We start from the raw sequence: 18,657 nt of genomic DNA, 5'->3' as shown, positions 1-18,657 counted from the left end.
ATATACGTTTGATTTCAATATCTTAGTGTGAATCGGCATTCCGCCCCTGGGCACCATTCAAGCGGCCGATTTCATGTCACATATGTTGCAAGTGAAAAATGGCTGATTTCCGCCGTTTTTTCTTACCTCGGCTACTCGACGCGACATGGAATGCAACATGGATCGCTTGACGCCCTGTTTCACCGGCACGGCTTGGGGGTGTTCCCAAGCCAAGCTTCATTCTACCGAGCAGCCCTCCCTAGCCACGCAACTTTTGCTTGCGCCGGCCGTCGTCAAACGCGTACTTTGTGTATCGTAACGCGATATAGGGGGCACGCTGGCGATCCGATCGTCGGTGCGGAAGCGGGATGCGGGCGGGTATTTTTCCGAGGATAGCTGGGCGGACGGAGACGGCTGTACAATCGGGACGCATATTGTGCAGGTCCATGACGGAAGTTTCGAACCGCCGACATAATCCGGCGCTGCTTGCCCTGTTGTGTTCCACCGCGCTCACGGTAGGGTCATACGCGCCGTCGGCATGGGGAGCCACTTGCACGATCAACGACCTGACCTATTTCTGTATCGAGGGCGTCACAGGGTCGGCCGGCAACGGCGCTACGGGAGTGACGGACGGAACCGGTAACGGCACGTCGGGCGGCGCTGGTGGCGCTGGCGGCGACGGCGGCAGCGCCTTACCCGGTATCCCGATCTTTACGATTGACTCGGTTACGGCCGCGATCGGCGGCACTGGCGGCGTGGGCGGCAGCGCCAATGGCGGTGCCGGCGGCAACGGCGCCAACGGTGTAGCCGGTGCAAACGCCGCAGCCGGCTCTGGCGATGACGGTGGTGCCGGCGGTGATGGTGGAAACGGCGGACAGGGAGGAGCCGGCGGGCTGGCGGGCGCCGGCGGTGTCGGCGGCGCGGCGATCACCGGCAGCGGGTTCACCCTGCAAAATGCCGGGGCCATTGTCGGCGGCCTGGGTGGCTCGGGCGGCGACGCCAGTGGCGGCAGCGGCGGTGCCGCAGGCAACGGCGGCGCCGGCGGCAATGGTGCTTCGGGTGGCACCGGGGTCTCGGGCGGGGCGGGCGGGCGTGGTGGCGACGGCGGCAATCTGGGCGTCGGGGGATCTTCCGGAACGGCGGGCGTGGGCGGCGCCGGCGGGAACGCGGTGAACGGCAGCAACGGGACCGTGATCAACACCGGCACGATTGCCGGCGGCGACGGAGGGGCCGGCGGCAGTGCCTCCGCGGGCCTCCAGAATACCAGCGGGGGAAATGGCGGCGCCGGCGGCAATGGCGGTGCCGGCACCGGCGGCTCCTCCGGCGGAGCCGGTAGAACTGGTGGGGCTGGCGGGGTTGGCGGCAACGCCGGCACGATTGGCGCTGGTGGCGTTGGCGGCGACGGCGGTAATGGCGGCGACGGCGGCTTGGGCGCGTCCGGAGGAGCTACAGGGATAGCTGGTGCAGGCGGGACAGGTGGCGCAGGTGGCGCAGGTGGCGCAGGCGGTAACGGAGGAAGCGTCGCTGGCGACGGTGGATCGGGCGGCCTGGGTGGCCATGGCGGTACGGGTGGAACGGGCGGCGCTGACGGCGTGGGCCCAGCTGGGGGGACCGGCGGCGACGGAGGGGGCGGCGGTTTTGGCGGGGCCGGAGGAAATGCCGCCAACGGCAAGGGTGGAGCAGGTGGAAACGGCGGAGAAGGTGGCGGCGGCGGCGGTGGTGGGTTCACTATTTACAATGGTGCGGGTGGATCGGGCGGCCATGGTGGCTATGGCGGTACGGGCGGTGCAGGCTCAGGTGTTGCCGGCGCTGGCGGCGCTTTTGGCGCTCCCGGGTTTCCTGGCTATCCGTATGGCTTTGTGGGTTTCGGCGGTTCGGGCGGTACCGGCGGCGTTGGCGGCGGCGACCCTTACACTCCCGGCATTCCGGGTGGTTCGGCCGGCACGCCCGGTGCGGGCGGTGCCGGCGGCGTCGGCATTATCGGGTCGAATCTCACCGTCATCAATTCCGGCACGATTTCCGGTGGATTGAACGGTAGTGGCCCGATGCGGGCAAACGCCATCACCTTCACCGGCGGCACCAACCGGCTGGAACTGCAGGCCGGGTCGACGATCGTCGGCGATGTCGATGCGACGACGGGCACCAGCAATGTACTGACGCTCGGCGGGGCGGCTGACAGCAGTTTCGATGTCTCGAAGGTCGGTGCCACCCAGCAATATCAAGGGTTCGCCAGCTTCGAGAAGATGGGGACGAGCGACTGGACGCTGACGGGCGCTACCACGGCGCTGACGCCGTGGACGCTGAAGCAGGGCACATTGTCGGTATCCTCGGATGCCAGTCTCGGCGCCGCTTCCGGCGGGCTGACCTTCGACGGAGGCACACTGTTGACCTCGACGCCCGTGGGCGTGCCGAATTTCGTGACCGGCCGGGCCGTCACGCTGCTGGCCGGCGGCGGCACGATCGAAACAGACCGGAATACCTCCTTCGACGGCGATATCGGCGGCATTGGCGGCCTGACCAAGACCGGCACCCTTACGTTGTTTCTTGGCGGGACCAGCACCTATCTTGGCCCTACCAATGTGAATGAGGGTTCTCTGTCGGCAATCTCCGGAGGGGTATTTTCGGCGGCGAGCGCCTTCACCGTCGCGGCGGGCGCCAACATTGAACTCAACGGCCTCGACCAGAGCATCGGTTCGCTGGCCGGCGCCGGAACGGCAACGAACAGCAACGCTGCGGCGGCCACGCTGACGACCGGTTCCGATAACACCGACACCACGTTCAGCGGAACCATCACCGATGCTTTCGCCGGCCCCTTGTCGCTCGTCAAGGTCGGTTCGGGCACCCAGGTCTTCACTGGCGCCAATAGCTATACCGGCGGCACCACCATCTCGGGCGGCGCCTTGCAGATCGGCAATCTCGCTGCGACAGGCTCGATCACCGGTGCCGTAACCGTGGATGCGGGCGGCAAGCTTTGGGTCGTCAATGGGGACACGAGTGGGATCACCAGCATCGCGAACTCCGGCACGACAGCCTTCTTTGCCGGCACCAGCGCCGGCAACGCCGCGATTTCCAATCTCGGCACGTTGAACTTCGTCGGGATCGCTACGGGCGGCAATGCCGCGATCACCAACGGTGCTGCCGGCATCGTTGATTTCAGCCTCGCGGGCGGCAGTCCCACGGCCGGCTCCATCGCCGGCGGCGGCCACTTCTATCTCGGCGGCAACGAAATTACCGTCGGTGGCAATGGCACCTCGACCACCGTCAGCGGCATCATCTCCGACGGTAACCCCGGAGGGGGTGGTGGCGCCGGCGGTTCGCTGGTCAAAACCGGCACCGGCATGCTGACGTTGAACGGTATCAACACCTATACGGGGCTGACGACGGTGAACGCCGGCAAGCTGGTTGTCGGCGACGACACACATGCGACTGCGAGCCTTATCGGCGGCGTCCTGGTCAACAGTGGCGGCACGCTGGGTGGCATCGGCACCGTCGGCTCGACCACCATCATGGCTGGCGGTATCCATGCACCAGGTAACTCACCGGGAACGCAGACGATCGATGGCGACTACATCAATCACGGCACGCTGGCGATCGACGTCACGCCCACCCTGTCCGACAAGGTGATAGTGAACGGCGCCGTTGATATCAGCGGGGCTAGCCTCTCGCTGCTCCTGTCGCCGACCTCGGCAGCCGATTGGAACATCAACAACGGTCCCTACACCATCATCGCCAACGACGGCACCGATGCCGTGACGGGAACGTTCGTTAGCCCTGCCACGAAGAATCTCCTCTTTCTGGATGAGACGCTCGACTACGCCGGCGGCGACGGCAACGACGTGACGCTGGACCTGACACGCAACAATGTCGATTTCGCCGATGTCGGTAGGACTCGCAATCAGAAAGCCACGGCAGGCGGCATCGACAGCCTCGGTTCGGGCAACATGTTGTGGAACACGATTGCCCTGCAAAGCGACGAAGACGCAACCCGCGCCGCCTTCGACGCGCTTTCGGGCGAGATATATGCCTCGACGAAGTTGGCGCTGATCGAGGACAGCCATTTCATGCGCGATGCGGTGAACGACCGCATCCGTGCAGCCTTCGATGGTGTCGGCGCGTCCTCCATGCCGGTGCTGGCCTATGGCGAGGCGGGCGCCGACAATGGTGCCACGGCGGCGATCGGCAAGATCACCGCGCCGGCCGACACCGACCGCCTCGCCGCCTGGGGATCTGTCTTCGGCTCATGGGGCAGCTTCGACGGCAACGGCAATGCTGCCGAACTCTCCCGCTCCGTGGGCGGCTTCTTCACCGGTATCGACGGGCTGGTCGCGGAGAACGTGCGGCTCGGCATCATGACCGGCTACAGCCATGACAGCTTCCATGTGGATGGTCGCTCTTCCTCCGGCTCGAGCGACAATTACCATCTCGGCCTCTACGCCGGCGCCAGGTGGAATGCGCTGCGCCTGACGGGCGGCCTTGCCTATACCTGGCACGATATCGAGACGGGCCGTTCGGTCGCCTTTCCCGGCTTCAGCGACAGCCTGACGGGAGATTATAGCGCCGGTACCTTCCAGGCCTTCGGCGAGGCCGGCTACAAGATCGGTATAGGCGCCGCCTCCTTCGAACCCTTTGCCAACCTTGCTTATGTCAGCCTGCACACGGACGGCTTCACCGAGAAGGGTGGGGCGGCAGCGCTCCATGTCCATGGCGAGACCACCGAAACGACCTTCACCACGCTTGGCATCCATCTCGCCTCCGCCTTAGACATCGGCGGCATGAAGGCGAAGGCGCGCGGCACGTTCGGCTGGCGCCATGCCTTCGGCGATATAACGCCGCTCTCCACCCAGGTCTTTGCCGGCGGCGATGCCTTCACTGTGGCCGGCGTGCCGCTCGCTAAGGACGCCGCTGTCCTCGAAGCCGGGCTCGATTTCGCCGTCAATGACAATGCCACCTTCGGCATCTCCTATTCCGGGCAATTCGGCAGCGGTGCACGCGATAACGGCGCAAAAGCCGATCTCAGAGTCAGGTTCTGAAGCGCAAAATAAGCCCGCCGGCCGAAGCCAGCGGGGCTAAATCAGAACGGCGAAGTCAAAACTTGTAGTTCAGGCCCACGCGAATGCTGTCATCCAGCCATCGCCCGCGACTAATGTCGCTAGTGCTCCCAAAATAGGTATCTTTACCCAGATCGACATGCAGGTATTCAAGTTTGGCGGTCAGATGATCGGTGAAGGCATATTCCACGCCCGTGCCTGCTCCCCATCCGAAGGCAGTGTGGCTCTCGGAAATACCAGGGACCCCACCTGCGGCCGGAGATGAAAGCTTGACCTTGCCAAAGGCTGCACCGCCGGTGACGTAGGGCATGAATGGACCGAAGGCATAGCCCACACGTGGGCGAACCGTTCCAAGCCAACTCACTTTCGAATTACAATCGAAAGCAGGGTTTGGGCATGACGTGCCGCCGCTGGCATCCAGCCAAGACGCATCGCCCTCGATGCCGAGAACCAGATTGTTCGGGAACTGCCAATTGTAGCCGATCGTGCCGCCGATACCGCCCCCGTTAGCGCGATGATCGGCATTCGTACCATTATCGAAGCGCCAATCGGTGTGGCCCCCGTTGTAGCTGCCCACTACACCAAGATAGGCGCCGGACCAACTGAAGGAGGCAACGGGCACCGCTGCCACCGTATCCGCGGACCACGCTGGCGTCGAAGCCACGAGGAGCATTGCTGTTCCGGCAAATAGAGAAGTTCTCATGCAAAGCCCCCGCTGAAGTATCAGCAGCAATAAGCCTACCTTTGCCCTCAAACAATCGCGGCGCGCAAAAGCCGATCGGGACCGAGGTAGGCCAGCGCGGGATCACGGTCGAATGTGGACGATCCAGCCATAGGCACTGTAGAGCGCGACGGCGCGCCCAGGACAACACATCCGCATCCGCCGTTAAGTCGATAACTCCAAATGACAGGGAACACCGTCGATTTTGAATCTTGAATTTGATCAATCGATTGATTAAATTACCGTCATGGATAGGAAAACGATGACCGGGTCGGCCGAGCAGACCCGCCAGGCGCTCATCGGCGCCGGATTGAAGCTTTTCGGTGAAAACGGCTTCGCCGGTACGTCGACGCGGCAGCTCGCGGCGGCGGCGAACGCGAATATCGGCTCCATCGCCTATCATTTCGGCTCCAAGGAAGGTCTGCGCGCCGCCTGTGCAGGCTTCATCGTAGAGACGATAAAGGACATGGCGAGCCAGGCGCTTGACGCAACCGACCCGTCGGTCGCCGATCCGGAAGCGGCGAGCCGGCAGCTTTCGGCGGCGCTCGAACGCATGGTCGCCTTCGTGGTCGTCAGCCCCGAGGCGGGGGCCATCGTGCAGTTCATCCTGCGCGAACTTTCGCAACCGACCGCTGCGCTCGACATCATCTATGAAGGCGTCTTCGAGCCGACCCATCGGCGTCTCTGTCAGATCTGGGCAGCGGCGACCGGCGAGGACGCCGACAGCGAGCGCACCAGGATCGCAGTCTTCACCATGATCGGCCAGATCGTGTATTTCCGCATCGGCCGCATCGCCGTCATGCGACGCATGGGCTGGAGCGATATCGGCACGCGCGAGGCGGCGGCCATCGTCGCCGTCGCCAGGGATAACCTCGCCGCCATGCTGGTTTCCCGGAAAGGCGAACGGCCATGAGCCTGCTCTGTGCGCTTCCCTTTGCCGCGTCGCTCTTTTCGGCCTGCGCCGCCCCGGCGCCGCTCGCGGTCGGCTATGTCGAGGGCGAATATGCCCTTCTCGCGCCAGTCGAAGTGGCCGAGGTGAAGAACGTGTCGGTCCGGCGTGGCGACCACGTAGCCGCCGGCGCAACCCTCGCCGCGCTGGAAGACAGCGATGCCAAAATCGCCGTGGCGCAAGCGCAAGCGGCGCTGGCCGAAGCGGACGCGCAACTCGCCAACCTCCAGATCGGCAAGCGCCCGGAAGAGATAGCGGTGCTGAAAGCGGCTGTCGATATGGCCAGGGCTCAGCAGGCGGATGCGCAACGCAAGGTCGATCGGTTGAGCGATCTCTATCAAAAGGGAACGGCGACGCAGGCCGATTTCGATACCGCCGAGACGACGCTGAAGACGGCGGTAGCTCAGGTCGAGCAGGCCGAGGCCAACCTCGCGGTAGGCAAGCTGCCGGCGCGGCCCGAGGAGATCAAGGCGGCCGAAAACCAGGTCGCGCAAGCCAACGCCTCGCTCGACCAGGCCCGTTGGCGTCTGGCGAAGCGCGTCATCACGGCGCCTGCGGCGGGCCGCATCAACGACATCATCCGTAACCCGGGGGATGTGGCCGGGCCGCAGGCGCCGGTGATCTCGATGCTGCCGGACGGAGCGGTCAAGCTGACCCTCTATCTGCCGGAACGGGCTTTCTCCTCGGTCAAGGTAGGCACCATGCTCGATGTCCATTGCGATGGCTGCAAGCCGGGACTGCAGGCGCGCGTGAGCTATGTGTCGCCCGATCCGGAATTCACGCCGCCGGTCATCTATTCGCTCGAGACGAGGCAGAAGCTCGTCTACCTGATCGAAGCCAAGCCCGTTGGCGACAAGACCCGATTGCAGCCTGGCCAGATCGTCGACGTGGGAATGGCGGGCAGCGAATAGGGCGCCATGACCAACACCATCGAAGTCCACGACCTCGTCAAGCGTTTCGGCACGAAGACCGTCGTCGACCATGTGAGCATGAATGTCGCAAAAGGCGAGATTGTCGGCTTCCTCGGGCCGAACGGCTCGGGCAAGACGACGACGATCCGTATCATGTGCGGACTGCTGACGCCGGACGAAGGCGGCGGGCGGGTACTCGGCTACGATCTTGCGACCGAGAGCCTCAAGATCAAGAACGAAGTCGGCTACATGACACAGCGCTTCTCTTTCTACGAAGACTTGACCATCGCCGAAAACCTCGCCTTCGTGGCAAGGCTCTATCAGCTGAAGCCGGTGGACGGGCACGTGGCACGGACGCTGGAGGACCTCGGCCTGACAAGCCGGAAGAACCAGCTCGCCGGCACGCTTTCGGGTGGCTGGAAGCAGCGGCTGGCGCTTGCTGCCTGCATCATGCATTCGCCGAAGCTCCTGCTTCTCGACGAGCCGACGGCTGGTGTCGACCCGAAAGCCAGGCGGGAATTCTGGGACGAGATCCACAGGCTCGCCCTTGGCGGGCTGACCGTGCTCGTCTCCACGCACTACATGGACGAGGCGGAACGCTGCCATCGCATCAGCTACATTTCCTACGGCAAGATGCTCGCTTCCGGCACGGTGGCGGAGGTGGTGCGCGATGCCGGGCTGACGACCTTCGTCGTCCGCGGCCCGCGTCTCGACCGAATCGAAGAGGCGCTCGCCGGCAAGCCCGGCATCGACCAGGTGGCGCCTTTCGGCGCGACGCTGCATGTCGTCGGCGCCGACAGGGCCGCGATGGAGAAGACGCTCGGCTCGCTGAAGAACGAACAGGACATCACGATCGAGCCTGGCGAAACCAGCCTGGAGGATGTCTTCATCCAGTTCATGGGCAAGGCGAAGGACAATATGGGATGACCTTCTCCTTCACCCGGCTCGGCGCGCTGCTCACGAAGGAGTTCATCCAGATGCGGCGCGACCGCATCACCTTCGCCATGATGCTTGTCGTGCCGCTGGTCCAACTCGTTCTGTTCGGCTACGCCATCAACAACGACCCGAAAGGGTTGCCGGCGGCGCTGGTCGCCACCAGCCAGGACCACTATACGCGCGCCATGGTCACGGCCCTCGTCAACACGGGCTATTACCGCTTCGACCATGTGGTGCGAACCGCCGGCGAGGCTGACGATCTGATGGCAAGGGGCAAGGTTTCCTTCATCGTGACCATTCCCGCCGACTTCGCTCGGCGGGTCGACCGGCAGGACCATCCGCAAATCTTGGTCGAGGCGGACGCCACCGACCCGGCGGCGGCGAGCGGCGCGATCTCGACGCTCGGCACGGTGGCATCCCAGGCGCTCCTGCGCGAAGAGGGCGCCCAGGCCATGGCCAAGCAGGATGCCGCCAGGGCGCTCGATGTCGTCGTGCACCGGCGCTATAATCCGGAAGGCATTTCGCAATACAACATCGTGCCCGGCCTGCTCGGCGTCATACTGCAGATGACCATGACGATGATGACCTCGATCGCGCTGACACGCGAAATCGAGCGCGGCACGATGGAGAATCTGCTGGCGATGCCGGCAAGCCCGTTCGAGATCATGCTCGGCAAGATCCTGCCCTATCTCGTCGTCGGGGCCGTGCAGGTCTTCGTCATCCTCGCCGCTTCCAAAGTGCTGTTCGGAATCCCTTTCGTCGGCAGCCTGACGCTCCTCCTCTTCGCTGTGACCGCCTTCGTGGCGGCGCTCGTTCTGCTCGGCTACACCATATCGACCGTGGCGCGTACGCAGATGCAGGCGCTACAGCTCACCGTCTTCTTCTTCCTGCCGTCGATCCTGCTTTCGGGGTTCATGTTCCCCTATCGCGGCATGCCCGTATGGGCGCAATGGTTCGGCGAGATATTCCCGCTCACCCATTTCATCCGGATCGTTCGCGCCGTCATGCTGAAGGGCGCCAATCTGGACGAAATCGGCTTCGAGGCGTCGATGCTCGGCGTCTTCATTGTTGCTTACGCGGGCGCGGCGCTCCTGCGATTCCGGCGGACGCTGGATTAGATGCGAGCTTTCGGTAGGTAGCCGATGCTTGCAGCAATTCGGGATTGTTGCATCAGTAATTCGGCGTCGCCGATAGTAGTGGGCATCGGTGCGGCCCTCCCGTTGAGCTTCGGGCGCTGCAAAGCTCCAGATGGCTCGTTGGGGCGAAGGTGCGCGCTTTCCTGGACGTGGTCGCAATAAGAGGACATCAACGAACCGGCAGCCTCAAGGCTCGGATTTCAAAAGCAGACCCTCAGTCTCGCGCGCGCGCTCGAACCCTTCGATTGTTCTCGAGGATCACTGCATCTGCCCATCAGACCTCCAGCCATTCGCGCCGCAGTTCCGAATTTTCCATCAGTTCGTCGGGCGTGCCTTCGAATACGATACGGCCATGACCCATCACATAGACCCGGTGCGAAACACGCAGCGCAATGACAAGCCGCTGCTCGACCAGCAGGATGGAAATGCCGCGTTTGGCGATCTCTTGCAGAAGCTCGCCAATGCGCTCCACCATTTGCGGAGAAAGCCCTTCGGTCGGCTCGTCGATCATGATCAGATCCGGATCGCCCATTAGCGTTCGGCAGATGGTCAGCATCTGCTGCTCGCCGCCGGAAAGGGCCCCGCCGGGTGCATCGGCGCGCTCGCGCAATTGAGGAAACAGCCGCCAGGTTTCCTCTATACTCCACCGCTCGGCCCTGCGGCCGGGCTTTTCGCCGAGAAGCAGGTTCTGCACGACCGTCAGGCCCGGAAAGATGGCCCGTTCCTCGGGAACATAGCCGATGCCCAGGCGGGCGATGTCGTGCGGCTTGCGCCCTGCGATCTGCCGTCCCTTGAATGTGACCTCGCCTTCCGGACGAGGATCGCCCATGATCGCCTTCAGCGTCGTCGACCGGCCAACGCCGTTGCGCCCCAGAATGCTGACGATCTCGTTGTCGCCGATGTCCAGATCGACGCCCTGCAGGATATGGCTTTTGCCGTAGTAGGCATGGAGGCCACGGACGCTCAGCATCAGGCCACCTCGGTGCCGAGATAGGCCTGCTGCACTTCGGCGTTGGCCTTGATGCGCGCGGGCGCGTCGGATGCGATGACCTGGCCGTAGACAAGCACGGAGATGCGGTCGGCAAGGTCGAAGACGACGCCCATGTCGTGCTCGATCATCAGTAATGTCCGGTTTTCGCTTACCTTGCGGATCAACGACACCACGCGATCGGTTTCGGCGCGGCTCATGCCTGCCGTTGGCTCGTCGAAAAGGAGCACGTCGGCATCCCCGGCGATGGTCAGCCCGATCTCGAGCGCCCGCTGCTCGGCGTAGGTGAGCGTGCCCGCCGGCGCGCGCCAGCGGTCGAGCAGACCGATCTCCGTCAGGATCGCCTCGGTGCGCTGGCGGGCGTCGGCGAGCCGTTCGATACTTCGCCAGAAGGAATATCTGTAGCCCATCGCCCACAGGGTTGCGCAGCGTACGTTTTCCCAGACGCTGAGGCGCGGGAAGATGTTGGTGACCTGGAAGCTGCGCGAAAGCCCGCGGCGGTTGATCAGTTGCGGCGCCATGCCGCCGATCTCCTCGCCGCGCAGACGGATAGAACCGCTGCTCGGCCGATAATAGCCGCTGACCAGGTGGAAGAGCGTCGACTTGCCGGCGCCGTTGGGCCCGATCACCGCATGACGCTCGCCCACACGCACCGCAAGGTCGACGCCGCGAATGATCTCCATCACGCCGAACCGCTTGCGCAGGCCATCGAGTTGAAGTGCGGGCGCGTCGGTGGAGTGCGTCATCGGCGAAGATCCTCCTACAGGGCTTCGCCATAGATCTGGCCTACCTTGCGCGCGCCGAGCAGGAACAGCCATCCCCCGCCTGCGAACAGAACGATCGCGATCAGCCAGGGCAATGGCGAGCGGGCGTCCATGTTCATATAGAGGAAGATCATGGCCGAGCCTCTCACGGATAGCCTGTAGGTCATCTCGACCATCAGGCTGAACCCCGCCAGTGCCACGAGCGCCGGTAGGATCGCGAGAAGATAAGAGGGCGCGACGCGGTGGAAACGGCCGATACGGATCAGCGGCTCTTGTGCCATCAGGATGCCGGCTATGCCGTTCGGCGCAAACATCACGATGGCAATGAAAAACAGCCCGAAATAGAGCTGCCAGACGGGCGTGATATCACTCAGCGTGAACTGGAGATAGGTGACGAGGATGGCGCCGATAATGGGGCCGGTGAAATTGCCGATGCCGCCGATATAGGTCATCAGGATGACGGCGCCTGATTCCGCTGCCCCCATCTGCATGGAGTTCATGATCTCGAAATTGATCGCGGCAAGCCCGCCTGCGACGCCGGCGAAAAGGCCGGAGAGGCTGAAAGAGACGAAGCGGACGGTTTGGGTATTGTAGCCGATGAAGGAAACCCTCTGGGGATTCTCGCGCACGGCGTTGCAGATGCGGCCAAAGGGCGTTCGGGTGATGGCGTACATCGCCGCCATCGATACGAAACACCAGGCACCGATCAGGTAGTAGACTTCGATCTGGGGTCCGAACGTAATGCCGAAAGGCTGGATGAGATCGGTACGGTCGGTGCTGATGCCTTCCTCGCCACCGAAGAAAGTGCGCAGGATGAGGGCGCTGGAGGCGACCAGTTCACCGATGCCGAGCGTGATCATGGCGAAGGCCGTGCCGGCGCGGCGGGTCGCGATCGCGCCGAGGACTATGCCGAAGACGAGCCCCGCGAGGCCGCCGACCAACGGGAAGACCATCAGCGGCATCGGCACCTCGCCGCCGGCCAGCCAGTTCATGAGATTGACGGTGAAGAAGCCGCCAATACCGAAGAAGACGGCGTGACCGAAGGAAAGCAAGCCTGTCTGCCCGAGCAGCATATTGTATGACAGCGCGAAGATGATCATCGTGCCCATGACGCTCATCATGGAAAGCGCGAGGCCGGAGTCGAAGATATGCGGCAAGGCGACGATCACCGCGGCAACCACGATCCACGTGCCGTAGCCGGCCATGAAGGATCTGCGGCCGGTCGAAGGCTGGGCGGACACCGGGATTTCTGCGGTCCCGCTCATGTCTCGCGTGTTCCCATCAGGCCGCGCGGCCTGAAGATCAGGATCAGCACCAGAAGCAGATAGGGAAGGATGGGGGCCACCTGCGCTACCGTTACGTTCCAGATATCGCTTAGATAGGTCGCGAGCGTACCGGCAAAGGTATACCCGCCGAACAGGCCGGCGAGCGAGGCGTTGGAGGCGACGGCAAAGGTCTGCAAAAGGCCGATCAGGAGGGAGGCGACAAAGGCGCCGCCGAGCGAGCCGAGGCCGCCGACGACCACCACGACAAACAGTATCGGACCGAGCAGGCCGGCCATGTTCGACTGTGTGACCAGAGCCGGGCCGGCAATGACGCCGGCCACCGCCGCGAGCGCCACACCGACGCCGAAGACAAGCATGAAGACGCGATCGACGTTGTGGCCGAGCATCGACACCATGCCCGGATGGCTGAGTGCCGCCTGGACGACCAGGCCGATACGCGTGCGCTTGATCACGACCAGCAGCACCAGAAAGATGGTCACCGAAATCAGGAGTTCGAACAGCTTGAACGCCGGATATTCGGTCGCGAACACGGTGAAGGCGGTGAAATTCAGTGACGGCGGCACTTCGTAGTCCACCGGCAACTTGCCCCATACCATCTCGACGACCTGCTGGATGACGTAGGTGAGCCCGAAGGTGAAGAGTAGTTCCGCGACATGGCCGTGGCGATGGACGTGGCGCAGGCCGTAGCGCTCCACTGCCATGCCGATCAGGCCGACAAGGATCGGTGCGATGATCAGGCCGGGCCAGAAGCCGATACGTCGACTGATCTCGAAGCCGAAAAAGGCGCCGAGCATGTAGAAGCCGGCATGGGCAAAGTTGAGCACGCCCATCATCGAGAAAATGACGGTCAGGCCGCTGGCCATGAGGAACAGCAGCATCCCATAAAGAATACCGTTCAAGGTCGAGATGAAGACGATCTCAAACAAGGTTCACTCCACCCGCGTCGCTTGGCCCAACGGAGCCGCGCCGGAAACATACCCCAGTGCGGTCCTTATCGCTATTTGGGGCGCTTCATCTTGCAGGTGGTTTCGGTGATCGTATCCTTGACGGGAACCTGCGCGACTTCCTTCCAGCCCCAGCCGGTATTCTCCTCGTCGAACTCGGCCTTGGTGTCGACCGGCTGGAGGGTGGAGATGTAGAGCGGCTGGAAGAACTGGTGGTCGTCAGCCCGCATGAAACCCTCCTCGCCGCTTGAGAAGGTCTTGTACTTCATGCCCTCGAGCTTCGGCGCGAATTTTGCCGGGTCGGAAGATTTGGCTTCCTTGATCGCCTTGAACAGCATCCCCGTCATGTTGAAGATGCGCGGAAAATAGACCGGCTCCTTCGGATAGGCCTTGATATAGGCTTTGATCACGTCCTTGGCTGGAGCATAATCGATATTGTTGATACCTTCGGTGATCTGGAACACTTGGCCGGAGAGGCTCGCCTGCTTGACGGCCGTCGGGCCGCCCGCACCGCCGGCATAGAAGGTGTACCACTTGACCTTGAGGCCGGCATCGCCCGCTGCCTTGATCAGGAGCGCGAGGTCCTGTCCCCAGTTTCCCGTGACGACGGTGTCCGCCCCAGACGCCTTTATCTTGGCGACGTAGGGAGAGAAGTCGGTGACCTTGACCAGCGGATGGAATTCGTTGCCGACGATCTCGACGTCGGGACGTTTCTCCTTCAGCATCTTGACCGTCGTTTCGGCGACCGAGTGGCCAAAGGAATAGTCCTGGTCGATCAGGTAGACCTTTTTGACGTCCTTTTGTGCTTTCAGATAGTTTGTGAGCGCTTCCAGCTTGATGTTGACGGCGGCGTCCCAGGCGAAATGCCAATAGCTGCATTTCTCGTTCGTCAGGACGGGGTCGATCGCCGCATAGTTCAACTGAACCACGTTGTGGTCCGGATTGCGCCTGTTGTATTTCCGCAGAAAGTCCTCGATCGCGACCGCCACAGACGAGCCGTTACCCTGGACGATGATCCGGATCCCTTGGTCGATCGCTTTCTGGACCTGGACGAGACTTGTCTGCGGATTGACCTGGTTGTCGAAGGGGACGATCTCGAGCTTCTGGCCATCGACTCCTCCCTTGGCGTTTATCCTTTCGGCAATGAACCTGAGCTGGTTCAGGCCGAGCTGACCGATGCTGGCGCCGCCGCCCGAAAGTGGATCGACATAGGCGAGCTTGAGCGTGCCCTCCGCCGAAAGAGCCGGCATGACGGACAGGCCAAGCATGGACAGCGCGGCCGCTGCCAAAGCAAATTTCTTCATAGATCTCCTCCAAATTGCTGGGCTTGTTCTTTTCGATGAACGGCCCGGTTCCCTGCTGATGACGCCTGCTGTCGGCGCCAGATATCCCTGCCTCCATTTCTCAGGGACACCTTTTTGACGTCTGATCTAAGAGCTGGATCTTCCTCCGTGGCTGGTTGTCGACAAATGTTCATTGCGAAGGGTGCCTCCTGTCGCAGACGACATTGAAGCCGCGCTTGCCAGTTCGCGCTCGGCCTGTGTGAAACCGTAAGCCGGCACCACCTCCGCCGAGCGGTCGCCGATCTCATCCCAAGATGCGGCCACTGCATCGGCGGCATGGTCGCCACCCCCGATCCAGACACCCTGCGTCAAGGTCACGTTGGCGCGCGCGAAATGACCCGCGCCGGCGCAGAGGACGGCACGCGTTGGCGCCTCGTCGCCGACCAGTGCCAGAAGGCCCGGGCTCACCAGTTCGGGCGCCAGTTTTTCGAGCGCATCCGGCGGGAGTATTTCGTCCGTCATCTGCGTGGCCGCGGTCGGCGCCAGGCAGTTCACGCGGATACCGTACTTGGCGCCTTCCAGCGCGAGCGTCTGCATGAGACCGACCAGCGCCATCTTGGCCGCGCCATAGTTCGCCTGGCCGAAATTGCCGTAGAGTCCCGACGAGGAGGTTGTCATGACGATGCGGCCATGCGCCTGCCGACGCATGATCTCCCAGACGGCCTTCGAGCAGATGACCGCGCCCATGAGATGCACGTCGACGACAAGACGAAAATCCGCCAGATCCATCTTGGCGAAGCTCTTGTCGTGCAGGATCCCGGCGTTGTTGACGAGGATGTCGATGCGGCCCCATTCCGCCATCGCGCGCTCGACCATCGCGGCGACCCCTGTTTCGTCTGTCACCGAACTGGCGACGCCGATGGCTTCCCCGCCCTCGGCATTGATCTCGCAGGCCACCCGGCTGGCAGCCTCGGCATCAAGGTCGTTCACGACGATCCTGGCGCCGTGGCGCGCGAGCTCCAGCGCATGACAGCGGCCCAAACCTCCGCCAGCACCGGTGATGATCGCGGTCCGATCCCGCAGTTTCATCTCCGCCCTTCTCTTTGGGATGGTCGTCATTAAATTCACTCACTAGTGAATGAACATTTTATGGTGCAAGTCAATTCCTATCCGCCTTCCGGCGCTGGCAGATCGCCTGAAATCCGGCCGTCATGAAGATCGCCATGCGATCCTTGACGGCGGCGTAGTCGTCGGATTTGCACAAGCCGGCCGAGAGCTTGTCGATGCGTCCGGTTCGCGCCAGCGTCAGCATCAGCGCGCCCGTTACGAAGTGATAGCCCCAGAAGATGTCCTCTTCCGCACTGTCGGGGAGCGCTCGTTTCAACAGGCCGACCAGACGCAAGACGACCGGATCGAAATTCTCGTCCATCATCTGCGCTCCCCATTCAGGCGTGTTGGCGACCTGGGCGCTCAAGGCGCCGTAATTCCGCCAGCCCTCGCCGCCTTGGATATAGAGATCGAGGTCGGTATCGAGGAATGCGCGCAATGCTCCTTCGACCGTCGGCTTACCGCCGGTCGCCTTGTCGTACTCATCCAGCACACGCATGCGCCGCCTGCTCGTCACGACCGCCCGGCGCGCGAAGACTGCATCGAACAGCTTTCGCTTGTCGTCGAAATAGTAGTTTATGAGGGTGTGATGCACGCCGATGCGCTTGGCGACGTCCTTAAGCGTCACGCCGTAAAGCCCGTGGCGCGAAAAAAGATACTCGGCCGTATCGAGGATCTGCTCTATCATCTCGGCCCTGCGCTCGGCCTTGATCGAAACCTTGCGCCTTGGCTTCTTCTCTGCGGATAAGCCTGAACCCTCTTCTGCCTCTGCACTGCGTCGGTCCGGCAGCACCTTGGCAGGGCTTGGGTTGAAGTCCGCCGTCATTCTGTATGTCCCATCGCCGCCAATTGTCGGTCGGGTATTGGTGAGCCGGAGGGAAGGATATGTCAACGTTCACTCGCGTGAGCGTGAATACTGATTTGTCAGATCGACGACGCGCCGGAACCGGGAGACGCACCTGCGCCAAAGCGGGACCGCTAATTGCGCGTTGCGGGGGAAAATGGGTGGGCTGAACCTTTACACGGCGAGACAGCGATAGCGGCACATGACCTCGTGTCGACCATAAAGAGTGCCACCAGCACCCGTGAAAGGTCAGTCATTTCCCCACCCTCATCGGAACCGATAAAAAGCGCGGAGACAAGCCTTCTTCTTCGACCCCAGTAGCAAGCGAGATTCTCTCGCGTTTCGACCAACGTCATCGAGTTGATGTCGCGCCGGAGTTCTAGCGGCTGAGACAAATCTGCCCGCGCTGACCATAAAAGCAGATTCCGCTAGGGCGATTGGAACCGCCTCTCACACGATCCAGGTAGCGCGAGCTGACCCACCCATCCCGTGTTCTGCGGGACTGAACATGGCACCAGCGGCGGGACGATGCGCAGCGTGTCACGTTGACCCTTTCACCGGCTCGTAACCGGCCGACGGTTCGGTGTTGAACACCGGGGCCCGCACGAACAGTCACATTGGCAACTGCGACGGCTCGTGCGGCTTCAGCCGGCAAGGTGACTACGAAAAGCGTGGCAAAGATAAACGCGACCAACGCACTCAATCGCCTGACGTTCATTGTTGTCCTCCTGGGGCATGGACTTCATCGATCCAGGGTGGCCAAAGTACCCGACCTGACTTGCATCAGAGAATGGCCGATCACCCGCGGGCCAAGCACTGGTCCGCGCGTTTTCCGAACGCGACATCTTGACCATCTCCAGCTCGGCAGTCGAAGCGATGTACGCCAGTGTCGGCGCTTCTCCGCCCCGTATTTACCTTCTTCTGCATCGTGCCTCGAATACGCGGCCAGTGCGATCTTGGTACAGACAATAGCCAGGATGTTCGGCCGCCTTGCCGATCAAGGCTCCGACGACTGCACCCGCGGCGCCCCCTACAAAGGCATTTCTCGCATTACTGCCACCGCCTGCCGCCATCCCTACCGCAGCGCCGCCTGCCGTACCAAGAGCGGCGCCTTTTTCCATAGACGTGCAGGCCGCCAAAGTTGCGGTGACTGCAATCACAAAAGCCAATTTCTTCATTGGTGTTTTCCTTTCAATCACCGGATGAATACTAAGCCTTCTTAGGTTCCACCGGATGTTTCACTGCAGAGTGACAAGTGGTCTTTTATTTATTCTCCCTTCAGGAGTACTTTGATAAAGCCAGCGAACAGGATCAGGACTAGGCCACCGACCAGCCCTGCTATCATGGCTCCGACTACCATGGTCGCGGTCAGGCCATTCGCATGATGACCGATGAAGCGGCCGACGCCCGGAATGCGTACAGACGGCCATGTGAAGAGCAGGCCGCCGATACCGCCGATCACACCATCGGTGTAACGGCCCCAGCTGAAGCTGTGGACTGAGCGTCCGAGAGCGATCGCTGTGGTCGCACCGAAGATGAATTCGATGATCATCACCACGCCAGCTATTTGGCCAGAAACGGCCATTGGATCTTTCTCCCCATTGCGGTGCTTACACTCAAGCTTGCGAATACCGCGACGGGCGTAAGCGCCACTCATGAATAACGACAAGTCGTTCTTGTCGGGTACTTAGGCGCACCCTATCCACGCTACCTGTGAAACCAAATGGCCAGGAATCCGGCAGGTAGGCTCTGCGTCTCATC

General features: G+C 62.5%; 16 protein-coding genes. 5 read left to right on the top strand and 11 right to left on the bottom strand.

What is annotated here, in order from left to right:
* The first annotated feature begins 425 nt into the window (after positions 1 to 425).
* On the top strand, positions 426 to 5,009 hold the full coding sequence (locus RBH77_RS01200; RefSeq protein WP_311030301.1) for an autotransporter domain-containing protein: 4,584 nt from the start codon (positions 426 to 428) through the stop codon (positions 5,007 to 5,009).
* A 55-nt stretch (positions 5,010 to 5,064) separates the two neighbouring features.
* Here the strand turns inward: RBH77_RS01200 and RBH77_RS01195 are convergent, their stop codons facing one another.
* Positions 5,065 to 5,700, bottom strand: a complete 636-nt coding sequence (locus tag RBH77_RS01195; protein ID WP_311030300.1) for an outer membrane protein — start codon at positions 5,698 to 5,700, stop codon at positions 5,065 to 5,067.
* Positions 5,701 to 6,010: 310 nt separating this feature from the next.
* On the opposite strand from RBH77_RS01195, the gene RBH77_RS01190 reads away from it, so the two are divergent.
* Genes RBH77_RS01190 through RBH77_RS01175 form a run of 4 tightly spaced genes read left to right on the top strand, consistent with a single transcriptional unit; the run spans position 6,011 to position 9,662 of the window.
* Positions 6,011 to 6,661: a CerR family C-terminal domain-containing protein gene (locus RBH77_RS01190; protein WP_311030298.1), complete on the top strand. Its 651-nt coding sequence runs from the start codon at positions 6,011 to 6,013 to the stop codon at positions 6,659 to 6,661.
* Positions 6,658 to 7,608 (top strand): HlyD family secretion protein, encoded by a 951-nt coding sequence (locus tag RBH77_RS01185; protein WP_311030297.1) that lies wholly within the window; start codon positions 6,658 to 6,660, stop codon positions 7,606 to 7,608. The genes RBH77_RS01190 and RBH77_RS01185 overlap by 4 nt, the downstream gene beginning before the upstream one ends.
* A gap of 6 nt (positions 7,609 to 7,614) precedes the next feature.
* Positions 7,615 to 8,535, top strand: coding sequence for an ABC transporter ATP-binding protein (locus RBH77_RS01180; protein ID WP_311030296.1), 921 nt, complete (start codon positions 7,615 to 7,617; stop codon positions 8,533 to 8,535).
* Entirely contained in the window at positions 8,532 to 9,662 is a 1,131-nt protein-coding gene (locus tag RBH77_RS01175; protein WP_311030295.1) for an ABC transporter permease, read from the top strand. The genes RBH77_RS01180 and RBH77_RS01175 overlap by 4 nt, the downstream gene beginning before the upstream one ends.
* Positions 9,663 to 9,954: 292 nt before the next feature.
* Here the strand turns inward: RBH77_RS01175 and RBH77_RS01170 are convergent, their stop codons facing one another.
* From RBH77_RS01170 to RBH77_RS01130, 10 genes are all read right to left on the bottom strand, one after another.
* On the bottom strand, positions 9,955 to 10,650 hold the full coding sequence (locus tag RBH77_RS01170; RefSeq protein WP_311030294.1) for an ABC transporter ATP-binding protein: 696 nt from the start codon (positions 10,648 to 10,650) through the stop codon (positions 9,955 to 9,957).
* Complete coding sequence (locus RBH77_RS01165; protein ID WP_311030292.1) at positions 10,650 to 11,414, bottom strand: ABC transporter ATP-binding protein; 765 nt, start codon at positions 11,412 to 11,414, stop codon at positions 10,650 to 10,652. Before RBH77_RS01165 ends, RBH77_RS01170 begins: the two co-directional genes overlap by 1 nt.
* Before the next feature lie 14 nt (positions 11,415 to 11,428).
* Positions 11,429 to 12,697 (bottom strand): branched-chain amino acid ABC transporter permease, encoded by a 1,269-nt coding sequence (locus RBH77_RS01160; protein WP_311030291.1) that lies wholly within the window; start codon positions 12,695 to 12,697, stop codon positions 11,429 to 11,431.
* On the bottom strand, positions 12,694 to 13,596 hold the full coding sequence (locus RBH77_RS01155; protein WP_371832905.1) for a branched-chain amino acid ABC transporter permease: 903 nt from the start codon (positions 13,594 to 13,596) through the stop codon (positions 12,694 to 12,696). Before RBH77_RS01155 ends, RBH77_RS01160 begins: the two co-directional genes overlap by 4 nt.
* A 119-nt stretch (positions 13,597 to 13,715) precedes the next feature.
* Positions 13,716 to 14,966 (bottom strand): branched-chain amino acid ABC transporter substrate-binding protein, encoded by a 1,251-nt coding sequence (locus tag RBH77_RS01150; protein ID WP_311030289.1) that lies wholly within the window; start codon positions 14,964 to 14,966, stop codon positions 13,716 to 13,718.
* 126 nt (positions 14,967 to 15,092) lie between these two features.
* On the bottom strand, positions 15,093 to 16,034 hold the full coding sequence (locus RBH77_RS01145) for an SDR family NAD(P)-dependent oxidoreductase (RefSeq protein ID WP_311030288.1): 942 nt from the start codon (positions 16,032 to 16,034) through the stop codon (positions 15,093 to 15,095).
* A 70-nt stretch (positions 16,035 to 16,104) separates the two neighbouring features.
* Positions 16,105 to 16,878 carry a TetR/AcrR family transcriptional regulator gene (locus tag RBH77_RS01140; RefSeq protein ID WP_311030287.1) on the bottom strand — a complete coding sequence of 258 codons (774 nt, stop codon included), beginning with the start codon at positions 16,876 to 16,878 and terminating at the stop codon, positions 16,105 to 16,107.
* A 397-nt stretch (positions 16,879 to 17,275) separates the two neighbouring features.
* A complete protein-coding gene (locus RBH77_RS23950) occupies positions 17,276 to 17,614 on the bottom strand; it encodes an SH3 domain-containing protein (protein ID WP_371832823.1) in 339 nt (112 codons plus the stop codon).
* A 193-nt stretch (positions 17,615 to 17,807) separates the two neighbouring features.
* A complete protein-coding gene (locus RBH77_RS01135) occupies positions 17,808 to 18,074 on the bottom strand; it encodes a YMGG-like glycine zipper-containing protein (protein ID WP_311030286.1) in 267 nt (88 codons plus the stop codon).
* A gap of 89 nt (positions 18,075 to 18,163) precedes the next feature.
* On the bottom strand, positions 18,164 to 18,481 hold the full coding sequence (locus tag RBH77_RS01130) for a hypothetical protein (protein ID WP_311030285.1): 318 nt from the start codon (positions 18,479 to 18,481) through the stop codon (positions 18,164 to 18,166).
* Between the last annotated feature and the right edge of the window lie 176 nt (positions 18,482 to 18,657).

This window comes from Mesorhizobium koreense, assembly GCF_031656215.1.
Lineage (GTDB): Bacteria > Pseudomonadota > Alphaproteobacteria > Rhizobiales > Rhizobiaceae > Mesorhizobium_L > Mesorhizobium_L koreense.
This window is presented reverse-complemented; position numbering and strand designations above follow the sequence as displayed.

Bases quoted from the DNA above. Each gene is read 5' to 3' on its own strand.
- RBH77_RS01200 (WP_311030301.1), top strand. From the start codon at position 426: ATGACGGAAGTTTCGAACCGCCGACATAATCCGGCGCTGCTTGCCCTG.
- RBH77_RS01195 (WP_311030300.1), bottom strand. From the start codon at position 5,700: ATGCTCCTCGTGGCTTCGACGCCAGCGTGGTCCGCGGATACGGTGGCA.
- RBH77_RS01190 (WP_311030298.1), top strand. From the start codon at position 6,011: ATGACCGGGTCGGCCGAGCAGACCCGCCAGGCGCTCATCGGCGCCGGA.
- RBH77_RS01185 (WP_311030297.1), top strand. From the start codon at position 6,658: ATGAGCCTGCTCTGTGCGCTTCCCTTTGCCGCGTCGCTCTTTTCGGCC.
- RBH77_RS01180 (WP_311030296.1), top strand. From the start codon at position 7,615: ATGACCAACACCATCGAAGTCCACGACCTCGTCAAGCGTTTCGGCACG.
- RBH77_RS01175 (WP_311030295.1), top strand. From the start codon at position 8,532: ATGACCTTCTCCTTCACCCGGCTCGGCGCGCTGCTCACGAAGGAGTTC.
- RBH77_RS01170 (WP_311030294.1), bottom strand. From the start codon at position 10,650: ATGCTGAGCGTCCGTGGCCTCCATGCCTACTACGGCAAAAGCCATATC.
- RBH77_RS01165 (WP_311030292.1), bottom strand. From the start codon at position 11,414: ATGACGCACTCCACCGACGCGCCCGCACTTCAACTCGATGGCCTGCGC.
- RBH77_RS01160 (WP_311030291.1), bottom strand. From the start codon at position 12,697: ATGAGCGGGACCGCAGAAATCCCGGTGTCCGCCCAGCCTTCGACCGGC.
- RBH77_RS01155 (WP_371832905.1), bottom strand. From the start codon at position 13,596: ATGCTGCTGTTCCTCATGGCCAGCGGCCTGACCGTCATTTTCTCGATG.
- RBH77_RS01150 (WP_311030289.1), bottom strand. From the start codon at position 14,966: ATGAAGAAATTTGCTTTGGCAGCGGCCGCGCTGTCCATGCTTGGCCTG.
- RBH77_RS01145 (WP_311030288.1), bottom strand. From the start codon at position 16,034: ATGAAACTGCGGGATCGGACCGCGATCATCACCGGTGCTGGCGGAGGT.
- RBH77_RS01140 (WP_311030287.1), bottom strand. From the start codon at position 16,878: ATGACGGCGGACTTCAACCCAAGCCCTGCCAAGGTGCTGCCGGACCGA.
- RBH77_RS23950 (WP_371832823.1), bottom strand. From the start codon at position 17,614: ATGAACGTCAGGCGATTGAGTGCGTTGGTCGCGTTTATCTTTGCCACG.
- RBH77_RS01135 (WP_311030286.1), bottom strand. From the start codon at position 18,074: ATGAAGAAATTGGCTTTTGTGATTGCAGTCACCGCAACTTTGGCGGCC.
- RBH77_RS01130 (WP_311030285.1), bottom strand. From the start codon at position 18,481: ATGGCCGTTTCTGGCCAAATAGCTGGCGTGGTGATGATCATCGAATTC.